Genomic DNA, 20,240 nt, shown 5'->3' with positions numbered 1-20,240 from the left:
GTCCGCGTTTCAGTTGCGCCCCCACTGCCGGGGGCGCGTGAAGCGGAAGAGGCCACTGGCCTCCTCCTGGGCGATGACGTCCGCCTCGGTGCCGAAGTAGCGGGCGCGCACCTCCTGGAGCCGGGCCTCCAGCGCATCGCCGGAGAGCGTCCGTGCCAGGGTCGCGCGCTCCGCCATGTACCGGAGGCCCGCTTCCCAGCGGGCATCCCGTGTCTGGTCCAGCGCGTCCCATCGCCGCAGCGCTTCGTCATCCAGTCCCAGCTCCTGGCGCACGGCCCATAGGCTGCGGGCGCGTTCGGCCGGTGACATGCCAGTCAGCTCGCGTTGGACGGAAGGCAGCGCAAGGAAGCGATTCATCGACTCCTGCGGATGCCGGGCGAGGTGGGCTGGTGCCTCGTCACCGTAGACCTCGCCCAGCCGCGCCTTGTAGGCAGACAGCTTCTCGGAGAGGGGCAGGTCCTGCCTCGCATCAATCACCTGAAGCGCGTCCACCAGCGCCTGATGCTTCAGTTCCGAGTCCCAAAGTCGATGCGCGGTCTCCTTCCCGAAGAGACGATTGCGCGCATCCCAGACGGCGGCACGGCGCTGCTTTGAGTCCAACCCTCGCAGGTAGGTGTCGTTGTCCTTGACCCACTTTTCATAATCCATACGGTCGCGCAGCAGGGCGGCCAGCGCTTCGTACTGGCTGGGAAAGGCCTTGCGGAGGAAGGTCTGGAGTTCTTCTCGCCACTGGTCTGGCGAGCGCGCCTGGAAATACCGCATGAGCTGCTCCAGCATCCGGAGTTGGACAGCCGGCTCATCCAGGCGCGAGCCGAAGCGATCGAGCAAAGAGAGGCGCAGCACCTCCAATTCCTCGTCCAGGGGCTCCGCTACCGGGGCGGCTGCGTTGACGGCGCCTGGCATGGGCGGTCGGCCCGAGGGGCCTCCCACGAGAGCAGGCCGGCCGCGACCCTGTGCCCTCACGGTGCCTGCGTCGGCGGGCGCGCCAGAAGTCTGTCCCAGGGGAAGGAGTCGCCATCCCAAGAGCAGTCCCAGGATGACCGCACTCGTCCCCAGCATCCGTTTGGCTTGCACGCTCATGCCGCCAGGTCCTCGGACGTGACGACTCCAATGCCAATCACCCTCCAGTCCTGTGCGCGGAGCCGGATGCCTTGGACGTCCGCTGAAGCGAGGCGGACACCGGGGATGTTTTCAGTACAACGCAGGTACGCGGTGGAAATGTGGGATATTTAGATTTTTAGGTTAATTCTTGTTATCCTGTTTTGAGGCAGGGTATGACCCTTCGGGCCAGGCGCGATGTCTGGCATTCAAAAGGGGAAGACACCATGAAGAAGGCGATGACCTTGTTTGCCAGCGTTTCGCTCGGATTCCTCGTCAGCGCGTGCGGCGGGCCGGAGATGGAGGATGCCGACGGCTCAACGCTGACCACGGCGGAGCAGGCAATCTGTGAGGGCCATATCCCGGGCGCCGTGTGTACCTTCAAGTGCACCAGCACGTCCAATTGGACCTACCTCCACGGCGTCACCTACGGCAATTGCCAGAGCGAGGCGAACCGTGTTTGCGGGCGCACGGCCTACGGCGCCTGCTGGAGTCACTGAGCCCGTCCCGGCCTGACCTCAAGGCCTCCCACGTCGTACCAGGGGCAGCCCATCCTGGGAATACCTGCCCGCACCAGTCGAAGTGCTGGCCGTACCACAGCCGGTACATGAGCTGGCACGGGCTGTGGGCGCATCCACCACCATGTCCTCGGTGAGAAAGCGGATGCGCCCGAAGTCACCGCGAAACTGCGCCGCGAAGGCCTCACGCACCTGCGTGAGGCCCCGGGACAGCTTTCCGTCGTCCGTCTCGTACCGTGCGTCCGGTACGACATCACCGCGTCCAGGTCGTCGTGGTTGAAGGCGTTGACGAAGGCCCGCACCACGCCCTCCGGCCGGCGTCGTCACCGGCCGGGAGGGGAGGCGGGCCCTGCGCTCACGGATCCACCGGCGTCGGCTGGATGCGCCAGATCTCCTCGGCGTACTGCTTGATGGTCCGGTCCGAGGAGAAGATGCCGCCGCGCGCCACGTTGATGATGCACTTGCGCGCCCAGCCGTCGGCGTCTTTGTAGGCGTGCGCGACGTCCTCTTGCTTCGCCATGTACGACGGGAAGTCCGCCAGCATGAGGTAGCGGTCCTCCTCCAGGAGGCTGTCCACCAGCGGCTTGAAGAGGTGCTTGTCCTCCGGCGAGAAGAAGCCGGTGGAAATCAGGTCCAGCGCCTCGCGCAGCTCCTGGTGCTGGTTGTACTCGTCGCGCGGGCGGTAGCCCTCGCGCTTGCGGGCAATCACCTCGTCCGCCGTGAGGCCGAAGAGGAAGAAGTTCTCGTCGCCCACCGCGTCGCGAATCTCCACGTTGGCGCCGTCCAGCGTGCCCAGCGTCAGCGCGCCGTTGAGCATCAGCTTCATGTTGCCGGTGCCGGACGCCTCCATGCCCGCGGTGGAGATCTGCTCGGACACGTCCGCGGCGGGGATGATGCGCTCGGCCAGGCTCACCCGGTAGTTGGGGGCGAAGACCACCTGCAGGCCCGTGGTGCCCGCGTCGCTGTTCACCACCTCGGCGATGCCGTTGATGAGTCGGATGGTCAGCTTCGCCAGGTGGTAGCCCGGCGCCGCCTTGGCGCCGAAGATGAACGCCCGCGGGTGGATGATGGTGGACGGATCCCTGCGCGCCTTCATCCACAGCGCCACGATGTGCAGCGCGTTGAGGAGCTGGCGCTTGTACTCGTGCAGGCGCTTGATCTGCACGTCGAAGATGGCGTCCGGATTGAGCTGCACCCAGCGCAAGTCACGGATGTGCCGGGCCAGGTCTTCCTTGTTGGCGCGCTTCACGTCGCGGAAGGCCTTGCGGAACTCCGGGTCCTCCGCGTGCGCCTCCAACTGGGTGAGCTTGTCCAGGTCCGTGGCCCAGCCCTCGCCGATGCGGGACGTAATCAGCTTGGACAGGCGGGGGTTGCACCACGCCAGCCAGCGGCGCGGCGTCACGCCGTTCGTCTTGTTGTTGAAGCGCTCCGGGTTCATGGCCGCGAAGTCCGTCAGCACGTCCCGGCGCAGCAGGTCTGTGTGCAGCGCGGCCACGCCGTTGACACTGTGGCTGCCGACGACGGCGAGGTGGGCCATGCGAATCTTCTTCTCGGCCCCTTCCTCCACCAGGCTCATCCGCTGCATCTTCTCCTGGTCGTACGGGTAGCGAATCTGCACCTGCCGCAGGAAGCGCGAGTTGATTTCGTAGATGATTTCCAGGTGGCGGGGCAGCAGTCGCTCGAAGAGCGTCGCCGGCCACTTCTCCATCGCCTCGGCCAGCAGCGTGTGGTTGGTGTAGCCGAACGTCTCCTGGGTAATCGTCCACGCCTCGTCCCAGAGCAGGCGCTTCTCGTCCACCAGCACGCGCATCAGCTCCGCCACGCCAATGGCCGGGTGCGTGTCGTTGAGCTGGATGGCCGCCTTGCGGGAGAAGTCCTTGAAGTCCGTGTGGTTCTTCAGATAGCGCCGGACGATGTCCGCGATGGAGCACGCGACGAAGAAGTACTGCTGCTTGAGCCGCAGCTCCTTGCCGGCCTGGAACGCGTCGTTGGGGTAGAGGACCTTGGAGATGACCTCCGAGTCGTTCTTCTCCACCACCGAGCGCTCGTAGTCGCCCGCGTTGAACAGCAGCAGGTCGAACTCCTCGGAGGCGCGCGCCTGCCACAGCCGCAGCGTGTTGACGGTGTTGTTGTGGTACCCGGCGATGGGCGTGTCATACGGAACACCCACCACCGTCTTGCCGCCCACCCAGCGCGCCACGGGGCGGCCATCCGGGCCCTGGTGGTGCTCCACGCGCCCGAAGAAGCGCACCGGCACCGCCTTCTCCGGCCGGACGATTTCCCACGGGTTGCCGAACTTGAGCCACTCGTCGGCGCGCTCCACCTGGTACCCGTCGACGATGTCCTGCGTGAAGATGCCGAACTCGTAGCGGATGCCGTACCCCATGCCGGGGTAGGCCAGCGTGGCCAGCGACTCCATGAAACACGCGGCCAGGCGGCCCAGGCCGCCGTTGCCCAGGCCCGCGTCCGGCTCCATCTCCAGCAGGTTGGTGAGGTCCACCCCCACCTCCTGCATCGACTCGGCGGCCGCTTCGTACATCCCCAGGTTCAGCAGGTTGTTGCCCAGGGCCCGACCCAGCAGGTACTCGGCGGACAGGTAATAGGCGCGCTTGACGTCCTTCTCGTAATACGTGCGCGACGTCTTCACCCACCGGTCCGCCAGCCTGTCACGCACCGCGAGCGACAGCGCCATGAAGCGGTCGTGAGGGGTGGACGACTCGTAGTTCTTTCCGCGCGAATAGCGGACGTGGTCGAGGAAGGAACGGCGCAAGCTGGCCGCGTCATGCCCGAGCCCGCTGTCGTCGGTCGTGGCCGGCTGGGCGGGGCGGGGCTGCTGGGAGGCGGAGGCAGGAGGGGCCATGTCGCTGGGTATCTCTGGACGGAGTTGCTGCGGGTTCATGGTTTCGCGGGCCCCGGGGTTTCCCGGGTACGCGAAGGTGCGTCAGGCTAGCGCAGCCGTGTCTCGCATCGCACCGGTAAAGCGCGTCCCAGCCCCTCGGGACAGCTCACCTGGAAGGGCGGCAGACTGCCTGTCGGTGGATGGCGCGCCAACCCGGAGACGGATTGATGTAGAAATCCATCCGCCATGGGCTTTCTGCAGAACGACCTCGAACAACGATTGGCCGTCATCCGTCCCGACGACACGGTGCGCGGGCTCGTCTTCAACGCGGTGTTCAACCTGGCGGAGAGGAAGCTGGGCGCGGAGGCGGCCACGCGCCTGCGTGAGCCCTTCTTCAAGCGCTCCCCGGTGGACTTCTTCTCCTACCCGGCTGTGGATGCCCTGCGCCTCTTGTACGCGACCTCGGAGGCGTTGACGCCCGTCTATGGCTCCAGGGAGGACGCGGTGCGGGCCTGCGGCGCCGCGGCCGTCACGCACTTCTTCCAGTCCACGGTGGGGCAGACGCTCAACCGGCTCATCGGCAAGGGCGACCCCAAGCGGCTCCTCTCCCACGCGCCCACCGCGTACTCGACGCTGGTGAGCTACGGCCGGCGCGAATTCGCCGTGCTGGGAGACAAGCAGGTGCGCCTGGCCTTCCACGGGGACATGCAGCCGGTGCAGTACCACGAGGGCGTCTTGCAGGAGGCGCTGAGCGTCGTCGGCTGCAAGAGCCGGGTGGTGGGCACGCCTCGCGGCGTGACGGGCGCTGACTACGTCATCACCTGGGAGTAGGCCCGCGGCGCGCGTCCCAGGGATGGGACGCGCACGGCGTCACGGCATGGCCGCAGCCTGCCCGGCGACGGCGGCCATGGACACGGCCTCCATCTGCCCCGTCAGCTCCTGTGCCTTGGCGAGGAAGTCCGGCAGCAGCTCCTTGGGCAGCGGGTCCGCGCGGGGGAACTGCTGGTTGAGCGGGTTGGTGTACTGGCCGTTGCGCTTGAGGCCGAAGTGCAGGTGCGGCCCGGTGGAGCGGCCGGTGTTGCCGGAGTAGGCGATGACCTGCTTCTGCCGCACGCGGGTGCCCGCGCGGACGCCTTCGCCGAAGCGCGACAGGTGCATGTACTGCGTCTCGAAGCCGTTGGCGTGGCGGATGACCACCATGTTGCCTGCGGCGCCCGAGTAGCCCGCCTGCGTCACCGTGCCGTCCGCCACCGCCCACACCGGGGTTCCAATGGGGGTGCCGTAGTCCACGCCGTTGTGGGCCTTGAGGTACTTGAGCACCGGGTGGAAGCGCGAGCCGAAGCGGCTGGTGACGTTGGCGTACTTCAGGGGCGTCTTGAGGAAGGTCTTCTTCGCGCTGGCGCCCTCCTCGTTGAAGTAGTTGGGCTGCCCGTCCGGGAGCACGTAGCGGTACACCTTCTTGTTGCCCACCAGGCCGCCCGCATACGTCGCCGCCAGCACGTCGCCGTAGCGCAGCAGGCGGCCCTTGGAGACGAACTTCTCCACCAGCGCGCGCGCCGTGTCGCCCTTGCGCACGTCACGGTAGAAGTCGATGTCCCAGGCGAACACGTCCGCCAGCACCATGCCGATGGCCGGGTCCTCACCGGCGGCCACCGCCGCCTCGTACAGCGACGACTGGATTTCCAGCGCAACGACAGCGACCTGCTTCTCCACTTCGATGGCGCGCTTGCTGCCCACGTACTTCTCGCCGTCGCGGCGGACCTGCCACTCGTCCACCATGCTCTGGCGGTAGTCGAAGAAGTCCAACTCCCCGTCGCGCATGACGAGCCGCAGCTGGTCACCCACGCGCGACTTGCGAAAGTCGAACACGCCCTCCAGCGCGGAGATGACGGCGGCCACCTGCGCGTCCGGGAGCTGCGCGTCGTGCAACGCCTGCGCGAGCGTCTGGCGCGGCTCGATACGGCGGTTCTTGATGACGTGACGGACCGCGGCTTCGGACGTCGAAGCCAGCAGCGCGGCGGCCAGGCAGAGCAGGGGAGCGATTCTCATGGGGGCGGCGGCCGAGTGTAGTGGACACCCTGGCGCTCGCCCAGCGAAGGGCCGGGAAATTTCCGGGCTCGGCTGCCTGGCTGCTTGAAGCCACCGAGGAGCGCCTGGCCCGGCCTCCCTTTGCCCCCGGGGAGACGCTGCCCACCTGGTTTCCTCAGGGCCTCCGGCGCATCGACGAGGCTGTGTCCGCGGGCCCGCGCTACCTCGAACAGGCGATGCCGTCGGTGAACCTCTGACGCACTGCCCGGGGCCGGGCAGGGCCGCTCAGAGTTCCACCTTCCGCTCGGAGTGGCTCTGCCCGTCGAAGCGCAGCATGGCGCCCTTGTTGTCATACCGCGTGAGGATGTTGACGGGCCGGCGCCACAGGGACTGGAGGTTGCGCAGCGTCTCGCGCGCGTAGTCGCCCTTGAGGTCTTGACCGTCGTGGCGGTGCGCCAGCAGCAGCTCGCTGCGGTTCTCGAAGTTGCCGTCCACCACTTCGATGATGGGCTGGCCGAAGTTGGTGAGCCCCTGGAGGAGCTTGTTCTTCACCTTCCGGAACTCGCGGTCGAGGATCTCCCACGAGTTGCGCTTGTCGTTGAAGCCGTACACGAAGAGCTTCTGCTCCATCGCGAACTCGGGTGTCAGGAACGTGTCGATGAAGGTGATGTCGTTGTAGTGCTTGCGGACCTCGAAAATCTTCTCGCGGCCGGCGCCCAGCTTCTTGTCCCAGGCGCGGCGCGCGCGCAAATCATCGCACTCGTCCCACTCCTTGCCGAAGCGGCCCTTGTTCCACCGCTCCTCGATGTCCCGCCACAGCTCGATGCCCAGCTTGTATGGGTTGATGGCGCCAGGGCGGGTCCCCATGGTGCCGGAGTGGTGGTCCGCGTAGTCGATGATTTCGTCGTCCTTGAGGGCCCGGCGCGTCATGATGGTGGAGTGCCAGTAGCTGGCCCACCCCTCGTTCATGATCTTCGTCTGGCCCTGGGGCGCGAAGTAGTAGGCCTCGTCGCGCAGAATCGCGAGGATGTCCGCTTCCCACGGCTCCAGCGGCGCCTCCTCCAGCAGGAAGAGCAGCACGTCGCGTTGCGGGCGCTCGGGGAACTTCTTGGCGCGCTGCTTCTCGTCCTCCACCTTCTTGCGCTGCGAGTCGAGGAACTCGGACGGGTTGATGTAGCCGCGCATGTACTCGCGGCCCACCTTGAAGCCCTCCACGCGCTCGTTGGCCTTGAGCTCGTCCTCGGCCTTCTTCGGGTCCGGGTTGCGCCGGATGTGCGGCGCGTGCTGGTCGATGAGGTTCTCCAGGCTCAGCGTCCGGTCGATGAAGTCCTCGACCTTCTCCACGCCAATCTTGTCCACCCAGCGCCGCACCCGTGTGGCGTGGTTGGCCATCTCATCAATCATCCGGCGGTTGGTGTGCCGGAAGGAGAAGTTGTTCTTGAAGAAGTCGCAGTGGCCGTAGACGTGGGCCATGACGAGCTTCTGGTCCACCTCCGGGTTGCTCTCCATCAAGTAGGCGTAGCAAGGGTCGTTGTTGATGACGAGCTCGTAGATTTTACTCAGCCCGTACTCGTAGCCCTTGGCGAGCTGCTCGTACTCCATGCCCCAGCGCCAGTGGGGATAGCGGGTGGGGAAGCCGCCGTAGGCGGCCACCATGTTCATTTCGTCGTAGGACACCATCTCGAAGCGCGTGTCGAAGAAGTCCAGGCCGAACTCCTTGGCGTAGCCATGGATTTCGTCCCGGAGCGCGGCGAGGCGAGGGGTGAGGCTCTTGGGCATCGGGCAGTCGCTCCGGTGGGAAAGGACCGCTGAAGTCAGCGGCCCTTGCCGAGGAAGTCCTTGATGGACGCGTAGATGGCGTCCTTGTCCGCGATTTCGCTCAGCGCGACGTTGGGCGTGTCCCCCACCGCCTCGCGCAAATCCTTGATGAACTGGCCGCTGCCGTAGGGTGACTCCACCTGGCCGTAGGCGAACTGGTTGACGTTGGGCAGCACGTCGTTGCGCAGCATCTCAATGCACTGCCGCGTGTCGTCCGCGCTCCAGTTGTCCCCGTCGCTGAAGTGGAACGGGTAGATGTTCCAAGCGCTCTTCGGGTAGTCCGCCAGGATGATGTCCCGGCAGAGCTTGTAGGCGCTGGAGATCATCGTCCCGCCGGACTCGCGGGTGTGGAAGAACGTGTCGCGGTCCACCTCGCGCGCCACCGCGTCGTGGATGATGTAGCGCGCCTCCAGGCCCTTGTATTGGTGGCGCAGCCACGTATCGAGCCAGAAGCTCTCGATGCGGACGATCTCCTTCTGCTCGTCACCCATGGAGCCGGACACGTCCATCATGTAGATGATGACCGCGTTCGTTTCGGGCAGGTCCTGGAGCTTGTAGCTGCGGTAGCGGCGGTCCTCGCGCGTGGGGATGATGACGGGCCGCGCCGGGTCATATGTGCCAGCGGCAATCTGCCGCCGCAGGGCCTGCTTGAAGGTCCGCTTGAAGTGTCGCAGCGACTCCGGGCCGGTGGTGTTGACGCCGGTGTAGCGGATCTTCTGGGTGATGATGCGCTCGTTCTGCCGCCGCTCGATGTTGGGCAGCTGCAGCTCCTCGCCCAGAATCTGAGCGAGCTCGTCGAGCGTGACGTCCACCTCCATGGCGTGGTCGCCTTCGCCCTGGCCGGCCTGCTTGCCCTCCCCGGGCTCCACCGCCCCGGGGCCGAGCTGCTGGCCGACCTCGCCGTCACCCTGTCCGACGCCACCCTGTTCCTTGTGGCCGTACTTGAAGCGGGGGATGTCGATGAAGGGGATGGGGATGGAGATGGCGTCCTTCCCCTTCTTCCCAATCATCTCGCCCTTCTGCACGTACTTGCGCAGGTTGGCTTTGATCTTCCCCCGGACGATCTGTTTGAAGCGGGAGTGGTCCTGGTGGATCTTCAAGGTCACGACGGCTCGCCCCTCTCTGGTGTTACTCCTTCGCGTCGCCGCGGGCGAAGATGCTGGCCACGAAGTTCAGCACGTCCGTGGAGCAGATCTCGCAGTAGCCGTAGTTCTTCATCATCCGGTCCTTCACCAGGTCGATCTTCTCCTGCGTCTCCTTGTCGACGACGGAGGACACCAGGTTCTTGAGCTTGATGCTGTCCTTCTGGTCCTCGAACAGCTTCAGCTCCAGCGACTTGTGGAGCCGCTCGTTGGTCCGGTAGTTGAAGGTCTTCCCCTCCACCGCGAGCGCGCCGATGTAGTTCATGATTTCGCGGCGGAAGTCGTCCTTGCGGGTATCGGGGATGTCGATCTTCTCCTCGATGGACCGCATCAGCCGCTCATCGGGCTCCTCGTAGAGGCCGGTGTACTTGTTCTTGACCTTCTCCTTCTGGGTGTAGGCCTTGATGTTGTCGATGTAGTTGCCGCACAGCTTGGCGATGGCGTCCTCGTCCGCGGAGATGGCGCGCTGGACCTCGTTCTTGACGATGTCCTCGTACTCCTGCTTCACGGACGTGAGCAGCTCCTTCATTCCCTTGCGCGTGTCCTCGTTGTTGATGAGGGAGTGCGTCTTGAGGCCGGCTTCCAACTCGTTGAGGACCATGAAGGGGTTGATGCAGCCCTCGCCCTTGTCGCTCACCAGGGCGTTGGAGATCTTGTCCTGGATGTAGCGCGGGGAGATGCCCTCCAGGCCCTCGCGGTTGCTCTCCTTGCGCAGCTCCTTGATGTTGTCCTCGGTGAAGTTCGGGAGCGTCTTGCCGTTGTAGAGCTTGAGCTTCTGGAGCAGCGACAGGTTGTGCTTCTTGGGCTCCTCCAGGCGCGTGAGGACGGCCCACATGGCGGCCATCTCCAGCGTGTGCGGAGCGATGTGCTTGCCCTTGATGGCGCGGGAGTTGAAGTCCTTCTCGTAGATCTTCACCTCTTCGGACAGCTTGGTGATGTACGGGACGTCAATCTTCACCGTGCGGTCTCTCAGGGCCTCCATGAACTCGTTGTTCTCGAGCTTCTTGTACTCGGGCTCGTTGGTGTGGCCGAGGATGACCTCGTCGATGTCCGTCTGCGGGAACTTCTTCGGCTTGATCTTGTGCTCCTGCGACGCGCCGAGCAGGTCGTAGAGGAACGCGACGTCCAGCTTCAGCACCTCGACGAACTCAATGATGCCGCGGTTGGCGATGTTGAACTCGCCATCGAAGTTGAAGGCGCGCGGGTCGGAGTCGGAGCCGTACTCGGCGATCTTCCGGTAGTTGATGTCACCGGTGAGCTCGGTGGAGTCCTGGTTCTTCTCGTCCTTGGGCTGGAAGGTGCCGATGCCCACGCGGTCCTTCTCGCTGAAGACGAGCCGGTTGACGCGGATGTGGCCCATGACCTTGGCGAAGTCGCCCTGGTACTGCGTCATCAGTTCCTTGAAGACGAAGCGGCAGGCGGGGCACAGCTCGGAGCCGTCCGGAATGGTGTAGCCGGACTCGGGCGGGGACACCTCGGCGTAGACCTTGGAGCGCCACTCCCGGGGGATGAGGTTGAGCGGCTCCTCGTTCATCGGGCACTTCATCTTCTCCTTCACCGGGGCGCCGTCGGCGCCCTTCTTGTCGGTGAGCCAGGAGAAGGTGTACGCGGCGCCCTCCGGCGTCTTCGAGTAGTCCTCGGTGCCCTTCTTCAGCAGGCGAGCGATGGTGGACTTGGACGAGCCCACGGGGCCGTGGAGGAGGATGACGCGCTTCTCGGTGCCGTAGCCCTGGGCGGCGGACTTGAAGACGTTGACCAGCTTCATGAGCGGGACATCGAGCCCGAAGATGGCGTCACGGCCGCCGAACTTCTCGTCACTGAAGAAGTGGTAGCGGATGAGCTTCTTCTTGTTGTCGATGTACTCCGTCTTTCCGTGGCTGAGGATCATGTCGTAGATCCTCTGGAAGGCGGTGCGGGTGACCTTGGGGTTCTGCCGGACGATTTCGAGGTACTCCTCGAACGAGCCTTCCCAGTTGAGCTCCGCGTAGGTCTTCACGTCCTGCAACGCGGCGATTCTGGAGACCCACGAACCCTTCTCAGCGTCCTTCATGTCTCTCCCTCGGAGCCACCCGGGGACGCGGAAAGCCGCGCCGACAGGGGGGCCAAAATGGTCAACCTGGAGGGCATGACTGCCATTCCACACCCACCCCGACGAGGTCCCAGGCACGACAGCCCTGCTGCCCCTTCGGGACCCCGCCGCGGAGTGGGACCGCGCGTTACGCTCGTGTCAGGGGTGGAACGCCCGAAGGCGCACCCCCTTCACGGGGTGAAAAGGCATCTTGATTATAAGGGCCCTCGCCCACGGGGGTAGGCGCACACCGGCTGCACGAGGGGTAGTGAACGCCTGAACGGTCATTTCCCCAGCGCCCGGCAGCAGCAATGCTCGTGTGGGTTGTGGGGCAGCGTGCCCGTTCACTCCACATGTCGGCGCGGAGCCTTCACGGGCGAGGCTGGCGTCGCATGCATGAAAGCAGACGAGCGGTCGTGCGGGATGGGTATCGGGTGCCGAGTGAGCGTTGAGCGCCGGACACGCGTCCGCGAGGCGACAACGGGATGATGCGTCGCTCACGTCACGATGAGGCGCGACGGACATCGCTTCATGCCATGCCAGGTATCGGGCACGCGGGAAGGGGGCCCGTCGTTGGCGTGCTTTGCCGTGAATGAAACGCGACACGGCTCATCCGCGTCGGCGCGGTGCAGCCCATGCTTCACTCGAAGGGTCTCCCATCCTGGACGGCTCATCGGGAGTGCACGAGAGGAAGGCCTCTGAGCATGGCGTGTGCAACGGGGCTCGGCGCCTGTCCTTCCGTGGAGCCTCCTGGTGCCCGTCCTGCTCGTCGCAACCTGTCTTCTTGGCGCATGGGTTCAAGCAACAGTCCCTCCTGCGGAGGGAGACGTGGTGGCGACGGCGCTGCTCGATGCGGGGCGCGCACCCCGCCGCGCGCTGCGGCTGGCGCAGCGGCCAGGGTGGAGCCAGGGCATGGTGGTGTCGGTCTCTCCCGAGGTTGAGACGGTGCTGGGAGTGGGGGCCGGCCGCGAGTCGCGAACGGAGTATGGCCCCGAGGTCTCGGTGCCGCTCTACATGGAATGGCAGGCGGGGGCGGGGAGGGGACAGGCGCATTACCACGTGCGGGTGGGGCGTCCCGAGGTCCGCGCCGTGGACGATGAGGGGATGGAGCCAGCGTGGCGGTTGGCGGAGGAGCTGGGCGCGGTGAGTGGCCGGGATGGAGTCGTGGTGCTCTCCGACCGGGGGACGCCGGTTCAGGCATGGCTGCAACTGGGGCCCGGGGCTTCCGCGGCATTGAGCACCCTGGTGCGGGCGGCGCTGTCCTCGGACTGGCTCGTCACCCCGCGGTTTCCAGAAGAGCCCGTGGGAGCAGGAGGGCGCTGGGTCGTGGCGCGGGCCATGGAGGGATGGCTGGCCGTCGTCACGTACGAGTTGGTGGAGCTGGATGGCGCCCGCGGCCGGGTGCGCTTCCTTCTTCTGTCCCAGGGCGCGGACGGCCCTCCAACCCCCAGGGCCGAGGGCGAGCTGCGTTTCGACCTGAGCCGCCCGTTTCCCGAGCGGCTGGAGGTCAGTTACACGTCGCGCGCCGAGCTGGGGACGCAGGGCGCCCGGCGGCTGGAGGTGGTCCGCCGCACGCGGGTGACGCTGGAGTCCGGCAGCCCCTTGGCCCCGGCGCACCCTGAAATGATTGCAGCCCCCTGGATATCGGAAGGGGAGCAGGTTCGCGCACCGTGAAATCGGCCGCGCTCCCCGAGCAAGGGAACAATGGGCGTTGGCTTGGCTTTGGGCCGTGCCTGCGTATCCTGCCGCGCGTCATGGCCACCGCCCCCGCCCCCCTCTCCGTTTCGCCTCCCCACGCACCTGGCCTGTCGGCGGTGCCTGCCCCTCAGCACGAGCCAGGCACCTGGCTGCTCGTCGGGCTGTTGCTGGTGGCGGCGCTGGTGCCGCGGCTGGGCGTGTTCTTCGTCAATGAGAACCTCTTCGGTGACGCGGTGGTGCGCACGGAGCTGGCGGAGCGCTGGTTGCGGGCGCCGCACATCATCACCGCCTATGGGGACGGGGCCTACCAGTTCGGTCCGTTGCACATGTACCTGGTGGGCGCGGCGCTGTCGGTGTTCGACCGGGAGGTCGCGGGCCGCGTGGTGAGCCTGCTGTTCGGCGTGCTGTCGGTGGTGCCGCTGTTCGCGCTGACGCGCCGGCTCTTCGGCTGGCGCGCGGGCGTGGTGGCTGGCCTGTCCTTCGCGGCGTGGGGCATGCACATGCAGTTCTCCACCACGGCCTGCAGCGAGGCGGTGTCCCTCTTCTTCATGCTGGCCACCTTCGCCCTGTACGCGGAAGGCGTGGATGACAACCGCTTCCTGCCCCTGTTCCAGGCGGCGTTGATGCTCAACCTGGCGTGCGCGCTTCGCTACGACGCGTGGATGTACATCCCGCTGCTCACGGGGGCGTTGTGCTTCAGCAGCCAGGACAAGGTGGTGTCGCTGACCCGGGCCGTGGGCTTCGGCTTGGTGTGCCTGCCGTTCCCCCTGTTGTGGATGCAGGGAAATGAGCTGATGCACGGCAACCCGTTCTTCCCGGTGGCGGCGGTGGAGGACTTCCACCACAACTGGGTGAAGTCGTCCCTGGGCTCGGGGTCGAACGTGCTCTGGCGGCTGCAGCAACTGGGGTTCTGGCCCGGCATCGCCATGCTCACGCTGTCGCCCCTCGTGGCGCTCCTGGGCATGGCGGGCATGGTCCGCGCGTGGCGCTCGCGTCCGGACACTCGCTGGCTGGTGGCCGCGGCGGTGCTTCCCGCTGCCTACTTCACCTTCCGGGCGGCGGTGCTGCTGACCTTCGTTCCGCTGGGCCGCTTCACGGTGACGCAGGTCGCGCTGGTCCCCGTCTTCGTGGCCTTCGGCTTCGCCGGGCTGGTGGGAGCTCGTGGAGGGCCCGTGCTGCGCAAGGCCCTGGCGGGCGTGACGGTGCTGGTCGCCGTGGCCGTGCCGGTGGCGATGGGCATCTATACGTTCCGTGCCGACGGGCCGCTGCAGACCACGATGCGCCCCATCAGCCCCACGTCCACGAATCCCGTGGCGCTGATGCAGGTGGCGAAGTTCCTGAAGGCGGAAGTCGCCGCCAAGGGTGGGGCCGCCGCGCTCGACATCGACCCGAACTACATGGACCTGCAGCTGGCCTTCTTCTCCGGCCTTCCCGAGGAGCGGCTGGCGCGCGTGCGCTGGGACACCTTCCGCCAGCGCATGCAGGAGGCCCGGCCGGACGTGCTGGTCCGCTTCGACGGTGGAGCGCTGGCGAAGGAGGCGGGCGTGAAGCTGGAGGAGCGCTCGCTGCTGCTGGACGGCGTGGCCTACCAGAAGCTGGATGGCTTCACCGCGCCGCTGCACGTGTACAGGCGTCAGCCGTAGCGCGGGTACCTGGAGGAGCCCTCAAGCCCCCTCAGGGCTCCGAGTCGTAGTCGTCGGGGTGGTAGTCGGTATCAGGCGGCCGGTGGGCGTCCAGCCATCCTTGGAGGATGAACTGCGCGGCCACCTGGTCGATGACCTCCCGGCGACGGGCCCGGCTGACGTCCGCCTCGAGCAGGGTCCGTGTGGCGGCCACGGTCGACAGCCGCTCGTCCCATAGCTCCACCGTCACGCCCAGCGACTGAGTCAGGGTGTCCGCGAACTTCCGGGACGCCTCGGCGCGCGGGCCCTCGCTGCCGTCCATGTTGAGCGGCAGGCCCAGCACGACGTGGGTCACCTCGTGTTCGCTCGCGACGGTGGCCAGCGCCGCGAGGTCCGCCTTGAGCGACGTGCGGCGAACGGTGGTGACGCCTTGGGCCGTGAGGCCCAGGCCGTCCGAGACGGCCACTCCAATGGTTTTGGTGCCCAGGTCCAGGCCCATGGTGCGCATGCCGCGGAACTTAACCGCAATCCTTCGTCGTGGACCGCTCCGTCCGCGCCTGGGGACGTGCCCCTGCTTCGGCGAGTGCTAACCGCCGGAATTCGCTGGGGGCCTCCCACGCCCACTGACGGCACCGCCGCTGCAATCCAGCGGTCCCGTCCGAAGGACGACTGCGCGGCGTCCACTTCAACCCCGTCGCGCGAGAGGGTTCATGCTCGACTTCCTCAAAGGTGCGGCCAACCTGCTGGCTGGCCCCATGTCCACCGCGGTGGATTTCGCGGGCAACGCGCTGGGATTGCCGCCGCTCATCACCAACTCCATCAAGACCGCGGCGGGGGTCGCGACAGGCAACGTCATGCTGGCGGCCAGTGGCGCCATGGGCGTGGCGCAGGAGCTGTCGAAGAACCCGCCCGCGAAGACGGAGTACCACTCGTCCTCCTCGGGCAACTCGAAGGCCGACAGCGGCTACGCGCCCTCCGCGTCCTCGTCGCCCATCCTGAATCCGGGCAGCAGCCCGTTGGATCCGAAGATGCTCGACTACTCGGACGCCCTGAAGGTGCTGGAGGCGAACTTCCAGCAACTGGACCTGCTGGATGGCACGAAGAGCGGCTCGCTGTCGAAGAAGGACCTGCAGCGCATCTCCACGGACTCCAGCCTGTCACCTCAGTTGCGGGACGCGGCCCGCTTCATGGTGGACAACACGGCCCTCTTCGAGCGGCTCGACCGGCAGGGGCCGCTGGCGAGGATTGGCGTCTTCTCTCCGCTGTACAACCTCGACACCTTCTCGGTGAAGGACCTGCAGCGCGAGCTCAAGTCGGTGGATGCGGAGTTCGCGCGGTATGGCCGGCCCGTGCGCCCTGGAAGCGGTGGCACGACGCCTCCCGGGACGGGATGCACGCCCGGCGGTGGTGGCACGACGGCGCCGGGGACGGGCGGCACGTCCGGCGGCGGTGGCTCCGCGCCTGTACCGGGCAGCCCGCCGACTTCGACGGCGAGCCCGCTGGACCCGGACTTCCACGAGTACCACGACGCATTGCGCGTGCTGAATGCGAACTGGGACACCTTCGATACCGCGGTGGGGGCCCGGGACAACGTGCTCACGCGCGACAACCTGGATGCCATCCTGAACAGCCCGGCCGCGTCGTCGACGCTGAAGCGCGCCGCGCAGTTCTTCAAGGACCACCCCGCCTACTACGACCGGCTGGAGATGGCCGCGGGCGTGGGGCCTCGGGACGGCATCGTGGGCCGGCCCGATGTCACGGCCGCGCTGCGCCAGGCGGACGCGGCGCTGGCGTCATCCGGAACGTCGTCCACGAATGGCTCCGGCGGAAGCCGGCCAGTGGGCGGCGCTTCGTCGAATGTGCGGAGCATCGTCGACAACCCCAACATGAGCATCGAGGACAAGATTCAAGCCATCTTGATGTCCATCTCCAGCGACACGGACGAGGAGATTCTCGACGTGATGGAGCAGATGGCGAACGTGCGCGAGCAGCGGGCCTCGTTGGGCAACGGTGAATCGGACCGGAAGGCGGGCGCGAAGCTGGAGAGCAGCATGCAGGAACTGGAGCTGCGCCTTCAGCGGCTGGTGGAGAAGCGCAAGGCGATGTTCGACCTGATGAGCAACATGTCCTCGAAGTTCCACGAGATGGCGAAGACGGCCATCTCCAACCTGCGGAGCGCCTGAGCCGTCATGGGACGCATCATCAAACACGAGGGAGCGGTGGCCATGCGGATGCAGCGCGGCGCGGTGCAGGGCTTGAAGGCGTTCGCCCGGGGAGAGGCGACGTGGGCCGAAGTGGAGGGGATGACCTTCGAGGAAGCGAAGGCCATTGCCCAGGTGGGGTGTGACCTGGCGGCGGCGGGTCGTCTGGAGGAAGCCCGCATCCTCTTCGAAGGCCTGGTGGAGGGAAACCCGAAGGACGCGGCGGCGCGGGCGGCGCTGGGCACCGTGTACCAGAAGCTGGGCAAGCTGGAAGACGCCATCGCCGAGTACAGCGCCGCGCTGGAGCGCGAGCCCGACAACCCGGTGGCGTTGGCGAACCGTGGCGAGCTCTACCTCCGCAAGGGAGAGCGTCAGGGCTTCACCGACCTGGCGAACGCGGTGGAGGCGGACCCGCATGGCGAGACGGCGGGAGGCCGCCGGGCGCGGGCGCTGGTGAAGGCCATCACCTTGGTGGCGGTGGAGAAGCTGAAGGAGAACTCGCAGCCGTAGTGCCGGAGTCGGGGGGAGTGGGGCCACCCGGCTGTCGGGGAGCGGCCGGGTGGAGGCAGTCGGCGGGTGGGCTCGGGGAAGAGGCGTGGCCGGAAGGGGAGGGGGGAGCCCACCTGTCGACCGCTGTTTCAGGGCGTGGGAAGCGACGCAATCCGTTCGCCGATGGGCGGATGGCTCATGCCCTTGAGGACGACCCAGCGGGGGGGCTCGGGGTCCATCTTGTTGACGCGCGCGGCCTTCACCAGCATGCGCCGGAAGGCGTCCACGTCACCCGTGAGCCGCAGGGCATAGCGGTCCGCTTCACGCTCACGTTCCCGGGAGAAGGCGCCCGAGAGGGGCTTGGCCGTCAGCACGAGGAGGAAGAAGAGCAGGGAGATGAGGGGCAGGTTGCGGATGTCCGCGAAGTGGGTGGCGCCGAACCAGCCCCGCGACGCGGACAGGCGCAAGAGGCGGTCGAGCGCGAAGAGCAGGGCCACCAGCATCAGCGATGAAGCGATGCGGGCGGGCCACTTCGACTCGTTCACATGGCCCGCTTCGTGTGCCACCGCGGCCAGCACTTCGTCCTCCGAGAGTTCCTTGAGGATGATGTCGTTGAGGACGATGGTGCGCGTGGGGCCCTGCCCGGCGAAGTAGGCTTGCAGCCGGCGCGAGGCGACGGAGGTCTCCTCCACGAGGACGTCGGCGAAGGCGATGTCCGCCTGCTCCATGAGGTCCACGATGCGGGTTCGCAGGGGCCCCTCGGGCAGCGGTTTCTGGTTGAAGAAGAGCCTGCTGCGATACGGGTCCAGTGCCCCGGAGACGAGGAGCAGCAACGCCACGGGCACGCCCAGCACCAGCCACCATTGGCGCAGCTTGCGCGCCAGGCCGAACATGCCGATGACGAGCGCGGAAATGGCGAAGGCCGCCAGCAGTTGGGCCTTGACCATGTCATAGGCGAAGGTGGCGGGCGTCTGCGTGGACATGCCGTGCCGGTGCTCCAGCGTGTAGCTGAACCAGACGTCCACCGGCAGGTAGACGAGCGACACGAACAGGTCCGTGAAGAGGGCGAAGAGCACCGCCGCGCCCCAGCCGGGCTCGCCCCACAGCCGGTCCATGGCGCGGAAGAAGGCGCGGCTGACCGGCGCCGCCCGGAGGAAGCCGAGCCGCCGCTCCAGGCCCGCGGCGGCCGCCACGGCCAGACGGTGGAGCGGTTGGACGAGTACGCCCAACATGAGCAGCATCAGGGCCAGGTTGGCGAAAGGCCCCACCGCGGCCCGGATGTAATAGGGCTGGTGGAAGGCGTGAATCTCCGCCAGTTGCTCGGGCGTGAAGAGGGGCTCCATGGAAGCCCCAGGCTACGCCGTGCGCCCCGACCTGCCCAGCCAGGGGCGTTACTGCTGCGCTCAGGTATGCGGCTCTCTCTCGGAGGAAGGCGCCGCCGACGCGGGCTCGCCCTCCGCGTCCGCCAGCAGCAGGGCCTTCACCTTGGCCAGGCTCTCACGCGTGCGGTCCACGAAGGTGCTCTGCGAGCCGATGCGCTCGGCCGTCTCCAACGTGCGCTCGTAGATGTTGATGGATTTGGTGAGCAGCACCCGAATCTTCTTCCGCAGCTCCTGCCGGTAGATTTCCGCCTCGCTGGCATCCAGCTCCGCGGGGGCGGGCGAGTTCACCATGTGCTCGTAGAGGTTCTCGTACAGCGAACCAATCTGCGTACCCGCAGCGGTGGCCCAGTAGCCGTTGCCCACGCGGATGGAGCGCAGGTAGTGGCCCTGCGCGGACAGGAGCAGCTCGGCTTTGTAGTTGAGGTCCTGGGCGAGCTTGTCCGCGCCCTTCGCCGGGTCCAGCTTCACACCGTCGTAGTGGAGGCGGTACAGCTCACCGATGAAGAAGTGGGCCTGGGCGGGGAAGTAGTCGTCCACCTCGCCCTTGTCCTCCAGGGCGTCATAGGTGGAGAGCGCCTTGCGCAGGGTGACCTCGGCGGTTTCCGGCGAGCCACTCTCCAACTGGCAGATGCCCTGCTGCACCTGCGCTTCGAGGCGGCGGTTGAGGGGGAGGTCCTCGCGCGCGGCGATGATGCCCAGCAGCTTCGAGGCCTGTTCAAAGCGCTCCAGGTGGTAGTCCACCTCCGCCACGCGGAAGGCCGCGTCCAACGCGTCCCCCTGGCCCTTGGCCGGGTCCGACAGCTCGGAGAAACGGTGGCCGGCCTCTTCCCACTCCTTGAGGCGCTGGTGGGCAAGGCCCGCGTTGTAGAGCGCCGCGCGGCGGTGGCGGCTGTCGGGGAAGAAGTCCACGAGCCGGCCGAAGTAGCGCGCCGCCTGCTGGAAGTCGTTCGCGGCGAAGGCCGACGTGCCGCCCGCGAAGAGCTCCTCGTCGTTGAGCTTGTCCAGCTCCAGGTCCGCCGTCACCGTCACCGCGTCGAAGTGGAGCTCCTGTTTGGGCGCGGTCGCCCGCGGCTCCTCCCGCGCGGCGGAGCCCGTCGTCCGGCACCCGGACACGACGACGCCCAGCGCGGCCATCCACCACCACCGGCTGACAGGCTTCTGCTTCAGCGTTCTCCCGTTCACCACATCATCCTCCTGGACCGGCTCCCCCTCCCGGACAGCACCGGGCACCGCGGGGTTCCCACCACCGTCATCGGGTCCGCCAGCTTAATGCGCCCGACCCGTGCGCGCCTCCCCGGCCGCCTGCTTCCCGCGGACGGCTGGACTGAAGAAGTGCG

16 protein-coding genes are annotated in these 20,240 nt (G+C 67.0%); 7 read left to right on the top strand and 9 right to left on the bottom strand.

The window, feature by feature from the left end; all coding sequences use genetic code 11:
• Positions 1 to 9: 9 nt before the first annotated feature.
• On the bottom strand, positions 10 to 843 hold the full coding sequence (locus BHS09_RS29945; RefSeq protein ID WP_237079905.1) for a hypothetical protein: 834 nt from the start codon (positions 841 to 843) through the stop codon (positions 10 to 12).
• Between the two features lie 482 nt (positions 844 to 1,325).
• Here BHS09_RS29945 and BHS09_RS29940 point away from each other — a divergent pair, with 482 nt between their 5' ends.
• Complete coding sequence (locus BHS09_RS29940; RefSeq protein WP_140794832.1) at positions 1,326 to 1,598, top strand: hypothetical protein; 273 nt, start codon at positions 1,326 to 1,328, stop codon at positions 1,596 to 1,598.
• A gap of 373 nt (positions 1,599 to 1,971) precedes the next feature.
• Here the strand turns inward: BHS09_RS29940 and BHS09_RS29930 are convergent, their stop codons facing one another.
• On the bottom strand, positions 1,972 to 4,476 hold the full coding sequence (locus BHS09_RS29930) for a glycogen/starch/alpha-glucan phosphorylase (protein ID WP_140799720.1): 2,505 nt from the start codon (positions 4,474 to 4,476) through the stop codon (positions 1,972 to 1,974).
• 225 nt (positions 4,477 to 4,701) lie between these two features.
• On the opposite strand from BHS09_RS29930, the gene BHS09_RS29925 reads away from it, so the two are divergent.
• Positions 4,702 to 5,286 (top strand): TIGR02265 family protein, encoded by a 585-nt coding sequence (locus tag BHS09_RS29925; RefSeq protein ID WP_140794829.1) that lies wholly within the window; start codon positions 4,702 to 4,704, stop codon positions 5,284 to 5,286.
• Positions 5,287 to 5,325: 39 nt separating this feature from the next.
• On the opposite strand, the gene BHS09_RS29920 is transcribed toward BHS09_RS29925, so the two are convergent.
• Complete coding sequence (locus BHS09_RS29920) at positions 5,326 to 6,504, bottom strand: M23 family metallopeptidase (RefSeq protein ID WP_140794828.1); 1,179 nt, start codon at positions 6,502 to 6,504, stop codon at positions 5,326 to 5,328.
• A 20-nt stretch (positions 6,505 to 6,524) separates the two neighbouring features.
• Between BHS09_RS29920 and BHS09_RS29915 the strand changes: the two genes are divergently transcribed.
• Positions 6,525 to 6,740: a hypothetical protein gene (locus BHS09_RS29915; RefSeq protein WP_140799719.1), complete on the top strand. Its 216-nt coding sequence runs from the start codon at positions 6,525 to 6,527 to the stop codon at positions 6,738 to 6,740.
• 28 nt (positions 6,741 to 6,768) lie between these two features.
• On the opposite strand, the gene BHS09_RS29910 is transcribed toward BHS09_RS29915, so the two are convergent.
• From BHS09_RS29910 to BHS09_RS29900, 3 genes are read right to left on the bottom strand one after another with little or no spacing between them, the layout of a single operon-like run.
• Positions 6,769 to 8,262: a SpoVR family protein gene (locus BHS09_RS29910; protein WP_140794827.1), complete on the bottom strand. Its 1,494-nt coding sequence runs from the start codon at positions 8,260 to 8,262 to the stop codon at positions 6,769 to 6,771.
• A gap of 35 nt (positions 8,263 to 8,297) precedes the next feature.
• Entirely contained in the window at positions 8,298 to 9,407 is a 1,110-nt protein-coding gene (locus BHS09_RS29905; protein WP_090490373.1) for a DUF444 family protein, read from the bottom strand.
• Positions 9,408 to 9,429: 22 nt separating this feature from the next.
• On the bottom strand, positions 9,430 to 11,493 hold the full coding sequence (locus BHS09_RS29900; RefSeq protein WP_140794826.1) for a PrkA family serine protein kinase: 2,064 nt from the start codon (positions 11,491 to 11,493) through the stop codon (positions 9,430 to 9,432).
• 846 nt (positions 11,494 to 12,339) lie between these two features.
• Here BHS09_RS29900 and BHS09_RS29895 point away from each other — a divergent pair.
• Together BHS09_RS29895 and BHS09_RS29890 are read left to right on the top strand one after the other, a co-directional pair.
• Positions 12,340 to 13,185 carry a hypothetical protein gene (locus BHS09_RS29895; protein WP_237079904.1) on the top strand — a complete coding sequence of 282 codons (846 nt, stop codon included), beginning with the start codon at positions 12,340 to 12,342 and terminating at the stop codon, positions 13,183 to 13,185.
• An 80-nt stretch (positions 13,186 to 13,265) separates the two neighbouring features.
• Positions 13,266 to 14,852 carry an ArnT family glycosyltransferase gene (locus tag BHS09_RS29890; protein ID WP_237079903.1) on the top strand — a complete coding sequence of 529 codons (1,587 nt, stop codon included), beginning with the start codon at positions 13,266 to 13,268 and terminating at the stop codon, positions 14,850 to 14,852.
• Between the two features lie 31 nt (positions 14,853 to 14,883).
• Here the strand turns inward: BHS09_RS29890 and ruvX are convergent, their stop codons facing one another.
• Positions 14,884 to 15,339, bottom strand: coding sequence for a Holliday junction resolvase RuvX (gene ruvX / locus BHS09_RS29885; RefSeq protein ID WP_140794823.1), 456 nt, complete (start codon positions 15,337 to 15,339; stop codon positions 14,884 to 14,886).
• A gap of 202 nt (positions 15,340 to 15,541) precedes the next feature.
• Between ruvX and BHS09_RS29880 the strand changes: the two genes are divergently transcribed.
• Positions 15,542 to 17,014, top strand: coding sequence for a hypothetical protein (locus BHS09_RS29880; RefSeq protein ID WP_140799716.1), 1,473 nt, complete (start codon positions 15,542 to 15,544; stop codon positions 17,012 to 17,014).
• 6 nt (positions 17,015 to 17,020) lie between these two features.
• On the top strand, positions 17,021 to 17,542 hold the full coding sequence (locus BHS09_RS29875) for a tetratricopeptide repeat protein (RefSeq protein WP_140794821.1): 522 nt from the start codon (positions 17,021 to 17,023) through the stop codon (positions 17,540 to 17,542).
• A gap of 128 nt (positions 17,543 to 17,670) precedes the next feature.
• On the opposite strand, the gene BHS09_RS29870 is transcribed toward BHS09_RS29875, so the two are convergent.
• On the bottom strand, positions 17,671 to 18,864 hold the full coding sequence (locus tag BHS09_RS29870) for a M48 family metalloprotease (protein WP_140794820.1): 1,194 nt from the start codon (positions 18,862 to 18,864) through the stop codon (positions 17,671 to 17,673).
• Positions 18,865 to 18,924: 60 nt separating this feature from the next.
• Positions 18,925 to 20,037: a tetratricopeptide repeat protein gene (locus tag BHS09_RS29865; RefSeq protein WP_174260661.1), complete on the bottom strand. Its 1,113-nt coding sequence runs from the start codon at positions 20,035 to 20,037 to the stop codon at positions 18,925 to 18,927.
• Positions 20,038 to 20,240 lie beyond the last annotated feature (203 nt).

This window comes from Myxococcus xanthus (assembly GCF_006402735.1).
Classification (GTDB): Bacteria; Myxococcota; Myxococcia; order Myxococcales; family Myxococcaceae; genus Myxococcus; species Myxococcus xanthus_A.
Note: the sequence above shows the minus strand (reverse complement) of the source record. Positions and strands in the feature narration are given on the sequence as shown.